The organism is Duganella violaceipulchra (assembly GCF_019166075.1).
In the GTDB taxonomy this organism is placed as follows: domain Bacteria; phylum Pseudomonadota; class Gammaproteobacteria; order Burkholderiales; family Burkholderiaceae_D; genus Rugamonas; species Rugamonas violaceipulchra.
In genome coordinates this window covers 1-7,387 of record NZ_JAHTGR010000049.1, presented here as the reverse complement: position 1 = coordinate 7,387, position 7,387 = coordinate 1, and the positions used below count along the sequence as shown (strand labels likewise).

2 protein-coding genes are annotated in these 7,387 nt (G+C 68.5%); both read right to left on the bottom strand.

From position 1 onward, the window contains the following. Positions 1 to 3,262, bottom strand: a 3,262-nt coding sequence (locus KVP70_RS32725; RefSeq protein ID WP_217946608.1) for a beta strand repeat-containing protein, incomplete at its 3' end; no start/stop codon positions are given. A gap of 448 nt (positions 3,263 to 3,710) precedes the next feature. Continuing rightward, positions 3,711 to 7,387 (bottom strand): beta strand repeat-containing protein (locus KVP70_RS32720; RefSeq protein WP_369698901.1); only part of this gene is annotated, 3,677 nt, incomplete at its 5' end.

Below are 7,387 nucleotides of genomic sequence, written 5' to 3'. Positions count from 1 at the left end.
CGGTGCTCAAGGCGCCCAGCTGGTTCGAGCTCAAGGCCACGATCTGGTCGGTGCTCAGGCCCGAGGCCAGGTTGGCGGTGGTCATAGCGGCCACTTGCGCGGTGCTCAGCGCGCCGATCTGGTCGGTCGTCAGCGCGGCGGTCTGCGCGGTGGTCATGACGCCGATGGCGGCCGTTTTCAGCGCGCCAAGGTCGGCCGTCTCGATGGCGGCGATGGCTTCGGTGCTCAGGCCGGCAACTTGCGAGCTCGACAGTGCGGCGATCTGGCTGCTGCTCAGGGCGACGATCTGGTCGGTGGTCAGGGCCTTGGTCTGGCTGCTGGTCAGGCCGGCGATCACGGCGGACTTCAGCGCGCCGATGTCGGCCGTTTCAATCGCGGCGATGTCGTTGGTGCTGAAGGCGCTGATCTGGGCCGAGCTCAGGGCGCCGAACTGGTTGGACGACAGCGCGACGACCTGGTCGGTGCTCAGCGCGGCGATGTTGGCGGTGGTGATGGCCACCACCTGCGCGGTGGTCAGGTTGGACAGCTGGTCGGTGGTCAGCGCCGCCAGTTGCGCCGTCTTCAGCGCGGCGATGATGTTGGTCTTCAGGCCGACGATGTTGGCGGTGGAAATCGCGGCGACGTCGCCGGTGGTCAGGGCGCCGAATTGCCCGGTGCTCAGCGCACCCAGCTGGTTCGAGCTGAAGGCCACCATCTGGTCGGTGCTCAGGCCGGCGGCCAGGTTGGCGGTGGTCATGGCGGCCACTTGCGCGGTGCTCAGCGCGCCGATCTGGTCGGTGCTCAGCGCGGCGGTCTGGGCGGTGCTCAGGGCGCCGATGCCGGCGGTCTTCAACGCGCCGATGTCGGCCGTCTCGATGGCGGCGATGGCGGCGGTGCTCAGGCCGGCAACTTGCGCGCTCGACAAGGCGGCGATCTGGCTGCTGCTCAGGGCGACGATCTGGTCGGTGGTCAGGGCCTTGGTCTGGTTGCTGGTCAGGCCGGCGATCACGGCGGACTTCAGCGCGCCGATGTCGGCCGTTTCAATCGCGGCGATGTCGTTGGTGCTGAAGGCGCTCAGCTGGGCCGAACTCAGGGCGCCGATCTGGTTGGACGACAGCGCGACCACCTGGTCGGTGCTCAGGGCGGCGATGTTGGCCGAGGTGATGGCGGCGATCTGGCCGGTGGTCAGGTTGGACAGCTGGTCGGTGGTCAGCGCCACCAGTTGCGCCGTCTTCAGCGCGGCGATGATGCTGGTCTTCAGGCCAACGATGTCGGCGGTCTCGATGGCGGCGATGTCCTGGGTCGACAAGGCGCCGAATTGAGCGGTGCTCAGCGCGCCCAGCTGGTTCGAGCTCAAGGCCACGATCTGGTCGGTGCTCAGGCCCGAGGCCAGGTTGGCGGTGGTCATAGCGGCCACTTGCGCGGTGCTCAGCGCGCCGATCTGGTCGGTGGTCAGCGCGGCGGTCTGGGCGGTGGTCAGGGCGCCGATGGCGGCCGTTTTCAGCGCGCCGATGTCGGCCGTCTCGATGGCGGCGATGGCTTCGGTGCTCATGGCGGCGACCTGGCCGCTGGTCAGTGCGTTGATCTGGCTGCTGCTCAGCGCGACGATCTGGTCGGTGGTCAGGGCCTTGGCCTGGTTGTTGGTCAGGCCGGCGATGACGGCGGACTTCAGCGCGCCGATGTCGGCCGTTTCAATCGCGGCGATGTCGTTGGTGCTGAAGGCGTTCACCTGGGCCGAGCTCAGGGCGGCGAACTGGCTGGACGACAGCGCGACCACCTGGTCGGTGCTCAGCACGGCGATGTTGGCGGTGGTGAGGGCCGCCACTTGCGCGGTGGTCAGGTTGGACAGCTGGTCGGTGGTCAGCGCCGCCAGTTGCGCCGTTTTCAGCGAGGCGATGATGCTGGTTTTCAGGCCGACGATGTTGGCGGTGGCGATCGCGGCGACGTCGCCGGTGGTCAGGGCGCCGAATTGCGCGGTGCTCAGCACGCCCAGCTGGTTGGAGCTGAAGGCGACCATCTGGTCGGTGGTCAGGCCGGCGGCCAGGTTGGCGGTGGTCATCGAGGCCACTTGCGCGGTGCTCAGTGCGCCGATCTGGTCGGTGGTCAGCGCGGCGCTCTGCGCGGTGCTCAGGGCGGCGATGGCGGCGGTCTTCAGCGAACCGATGTCGGCCGTTTCAATCGCGGCGAGGGCGGCGGTGCCCAGCGCGGCCACCTGGCCGCTGCTCAGCGCGCCGACCTGGCCGGCGCTCAGCGCCACCACCTGGTCGGTGGTCAGGGCCTTGGCCTGGGCGGTCGACAACCCGGCGATCACGCCGGTCTTGAGCGCGGCCACGTCGGCCGTTTCAATCGCGGCGATGGCGTTGGTCGACAGCGCGCCGATTTGTTGCGAGGTCAGCGCGGCGGCCTGGTTGCTCGTCAGCGCGACGACCTGGTCGGTGCTCAGCGCGGTCATGCTGGCGGTGGTCAGCGCGGCAATCTGGGTGGTGGTCAGGTTCGACAGCTGGTCGGTGGTCAGGGCCGCCAGTTGCGACGACTTGATCGAGGCGATCAGGCTGGTTTTCAGCGCGGCCAGGTCGGCCGTTTCAATCGCGGCCACGGCGCTGGTGCCCAGCGCGCCGAACTGGGCGGTGCTCAGGGTGCCCAGCTGGTTGGAACTCATCGCGACGATCTGGTCGGTGGTCAGGCCGGACGCCAGGTTGGCGGTGCTCAGCGAGGCGACCTGCAGCGTCGACAGCGCGCCCACCTGGTCGGTGGTCAGGGCCGCCATCTGGGCGGTGCTGAGGCTGGCGATGGCGGCGGTCTTCAATGCCAGCACATCGGCCGTTTCCATGGCCACGATGTCGTTGGTGCTCAGGCCGGCGACCTGCGCGCTGCTCAGCGCGTTCGCCTGGCCGGTGGTCAGCGACACGATCTGGTCGGTGGTCAGCGCGGCCAGTTGGGCGCTCGAGAGGCCGGCGATCGCGCTCGATTTCAAGGCCGAGAAGTCGGCCGTCTCCAGCGCGGCGATGTAGGCGGTCGCCATGGCGTTGACCTGCGACGAGCTCAGCACGGCCACCTGGTTGGAGCTCAGCGCGACGATCTGGTCGGTCGTCAAGCCGTTGGACATCTGTTTGGTGGTCAGTGCGGCGATCTGCAGGGTGGTCAATGCCACCGCCTGGTCGGTCGTCAATGCCCGGGTCTGGTCTGAATTGAGCGCTACGATATCGCTAGTGGCGAGGGCAGCAATGGTTTGGGTCGACAGAGCTGCGATCTGGTCGGTACTCATGCTAGTTACGAGGCTCATTTCCATTCTCCTTGGGGCACTGCACAGTTCTATACAGACAGATGATGGAGCCAACAGGTCTGACCCGTGGCTCCATCCGAATTGGGTGCTGCTGGATTTCTTTGCGGTTTACTTGTGCGCGATCATCACAAAAACCATGCACTTTAGTTCTTAACGTCAATATCGAAGGCAACTTTAGGATACGCCAGCCATGATTTTGCCTCCGGTTAACTTATTTATAGCAATGGAACAGCACATAGTTTCCGTCAATCACTACCCAAAAGCCGGCGGGCCATCGCCCTGAACGTACAAAGCGACTATTTTTTGCGCCGGATTAAGCTCTTTTGTTTACTCAGTGCAATGCAAAAATCGGGCCATCACTGCCAAAAAGCAACTGCTGTGGGACACACGGCAGGGCCTGAGCCCTGCCGTGTGGCACTACCTCCGGCTGGCGCCGGCCTACATCGACTTACTTGCCGGGCGCCGCCAGGAAGCCGTGGCCGCCCTGCGACTGCAATGCTTTCAGACGCAGCGCGCTGTCGGTGGCCGCCTGGCATTCGGCGCCGAGCACCGGCTTGCCGTTGGCGTCGAACTGCTTGAGCGCGTCGGCCAGCTGGGCCACGCTGCCGCCCACGCCCTGGCGCTGGAGTTCCAGCTTAGGCGCCGCCGCCGCCGGGGCGTCGCCGCCGCCGAAGGCCGACATCGCCTGTGCCAGGTTGCTGACGCTGCCGCTCAGGTTGCTGGTCGGCGTGGTGGCGAACCACACGTCGGCCGCCGCATGGGTGGCGCCGTCGGCCGTCTCGAAGGTCGACGTCAGACCCAGGATGTTGCCGTTGTTGACCGCGCCGCCCGCCTTGACATCCAGGTTGAGTTTGGTGATGCCGAGGTCGGCCAGCGATTTCAGCTCGCCGGACTGCGTGACGCCGTCGGCGTTGCCGTCGACCCAGACACGCAGGTCGGCGAAGGCGCCGTCCTTGGCGTCGATGGTGCCGTCGCCGTTGGTGTCGAGTTCCTGCATCGCTTCGTAGCCGGTGCTCGCTTTCTGGCCGTTGGCCAGGGTCGTGCCCGAACCGAACAGCTCGCTACCGTCGTTGATCACGCCGTCATGGTTGCGGTCCAGGGCCAGCAGGCCGTCGCCGCCGGCGGTCCAGCCGGTGTTGACTTTGTTGCCGTTGGCCAGCAGGTCGAACTGCACGCCCTGGCCCAGCGCCGTGGTCTGCACGCCGTCGCCGTTCAGGTCGAGCGCGATCGGGGTCAGGAACGACAGCGCCTGGGTCTGCGTGGTGGTCATCGCGTGGACCTGATCGGTGCTCAGCGCATGCAGCTGCGCCGAGCTCATCGCATGCACCTGGTTGGTGGTCAGCGAGGCGATCTCAGCGGTACGCAGCGAGGCGAACTGCTTGGTGCTCAGCGCGACGATGTTGGCCGTGCTCAGCGCCACCAGGTCGGCGGTGTCGAGGGCAGACAGCGCCGCGGTCGACAGGCCGGCGGTCTGGGCGGTGGTCAGGGCGGCGATCTGGGTCGAGGTCAGCGCCACGCCTTGGGCGGAGCTCATCGCACCCAGCTGGCCGACGGTCAGCGCGCCGATTTCCTGGGTGGTGAAGGCCGCCAGCGCGGCGGTGGCCAGCGCGGCGAGGTTGTTGGTCGACAAGGCGGCGACCTGGCCCACGCTCAGCGATGCAGCCTGGGCGGTGGTCAGCGCGCCGATCTGCGACGTGCTCAGACCGCTGGAGAAGGCCGAGGTGGCCAGCGCGGCGACCTGGCCGGTCGACAGCGCGGCAACCTGGGCGGTGGCCAGGCCGGCCAGCTGCGCGGTGCGCAGCGCGGCGACGTCGGTCGTGCTCAGGCCGCCCAGATCGGCGGTTTCGATCGCGCCGATGCTGGCCGAGGTCAGCGCCACCACTTGCGCGGTGGCCAGCGAGGACAGTTGCGCCGACGTCAGCGCGACGATCTGGCTGGTGGTCAGCGCGGCGATGCCGGCGGTGCTCAGCGCGGCCAGCGAGGCGGTGGCCAGGTTGTTGACCTGGGCGGTGGTCAGCGCCGCCACTTGCGCCGAGCTCAGCACGGCGATGCCGGCCGTCTTGATGGCCGACAGGTCGGCCGTTTCCAGCGCGGCAATCGCGTTGCTCGACAGCGCGACCACTTGCGCGGTGCCCAGCGCGGCCGCTTCGGCGGTGCTCAGGGCAACGATCTGGTTGGTCGACAGCGCCTTGACCTGGTTGGCGCTCAGCGCGGCGATCGCGTTGGTCGACAGGGCGGCCAGGTCGGCGGTCTCCAGCGCGGCGACCGCGTTGGTCGTCAGCGCGGCCACTTGCGCGGTGCTCAGCGAACTTGCCTGGCCGGTGGTCAGCGCGACGATCTGGTTGGTGCTCAAACCGGACACGGCGGCGGTGCTCAGCGCGGCGATCTGGTTGGTCGACAGCGCGGCAACTTGCGCCGTGGCCAGGCCGGCCAGCTGCGAACTGCGCAGCACGGCGACGTTGGCGGTGGTCAGACCCGACAGGTCGGCCGTCTCGATGGCGCCGATGGCGTTGCTGCTCAGCGCGGCAACCTGGGCCGAAGCCAGGCTGCTCAGCTGGGCCGAGGTCAGCGCGACGACCTGGTTGGTGGTCAGCGCGGCGATGCCGGCGGTGCTCAGCGCGGCCAGCGAGGCGGTGGCCAGGTTGTTGACCTGGGCGGTGGTCAGCGCGGCGACCTGGGCCGAGCTCAGGGCGGCGACAGCGGCCGTCTTGATGGCCGACAGGTCGGCCGTTTCCAGCGCGGCCACAGCATCGGTCGACAGCGCGGCCACTTGCGCGGTGCTCAGCGCGGCAGCTTCGGCGGTGGTCAGCGCCACCACTTGATTGGTGGTCAGCGCCTTGACCTGATTGGCGCTCAGGGCGGCGATCGCGTCGGACTTCAGTGCGGCGAAGTCGGCCGTTTCCAGCGCGGCGACGGCGGCGGTGGTCAGGCCGGCCACCTGGGCGGTGCTCAGCGAGCTTGCCTGGCCGGTGGTCAGCGCGACGATCTGGTTGGTGCTCAAACCGGACACGGCGGCGGTGCTCAGCGCGGCGATCTGGTTGGTCGACAGCGCGGCAACCTGCGCCGTGGCCAGGCCGGCCAGCTGGGCGCTGCGCAGCACGGCGACGTTGGCGGTGGTCAGACCCGACAGGTCGGCGGTCTCGATCGCGCCGATGGCGCTGCTGCTCAGCGCGGCAACCTGGGCCGACGCCATGCTGCTCAGCTGGGCCGAGGTCAGCGCGACGACCTGGTTGGTGGTCAGCGCGGCGATGCCGGCGGTGCTCAGCGCGGCCAGCGAAGCGGTGGCCAGGTTGTTGACCTGGGCGGTGGTCAGCGCGGCGACCTGGGCGGAGCTCAGGGCGGCGATGGCAGCCGTCTTGATGGCCGACAGGTCGGCCGTTTCCAGCGCGGCGATGGCGTTGCTCGACAGCGCGGCCACTTGCGCGGTGCTCAGCGCGGCAGCTTCGGCGGTGGTCAGTGCGACCACTTGATCGGTCGTCAAGGCCTTGACCTGGTTGGCGCTCAGCGCGGCGATCGCGTCCGATTTCAGCGCGGCGAAGTCGGCCGTTTCCAGCGCGGCGATGGCGGCGGTCGTCAGACCGGCCACTTGCGCGGTGCTCAGCGAGCTTGCCTGGGCAGTGGTCAGCGCGACGATCTGGTTGGTGGTCAAACCGGATACGGCGGCGGTGCTCAGCGCGCTGATCTGGTTGGTCGACAGCGCGGCAACCTGCGCCGTGGCCAGGCCGGCCAGCTGCGCACTGCGCAGCACGGCGACGTTGGCGGTGGTCAGACCCGACAGGTCGGCGGTCTCGATGGCGCCGATGGCGTTGCTGCTCAGCGCGGCAACCTGGGCCGAAGCCATGCTGCTCAGCTGGGCCGAGGTCAGCGCGACGACCTGGTTGGTGGTCAGCGCGGCGATGCCGGCGGTGCTCAGCGCGGCCAGCGAAGCGGTGGCCAGGTTGTTGACCTGGGCGGTGGTCAGCGCGGCGACCTGGGCGGAGCTCAGGGCGGCGACAGCGGCCGTCTTGATGGCCGACAGGTCGGCCGTTTCCAGCGCGGCGATGGCATCGGTCGACAGCGCGGCCACTTGCGCGGTGCTCAGCGCGGCGGCTTCGGCGGTAGTCAGCGCCACCACTTGATTCGTGG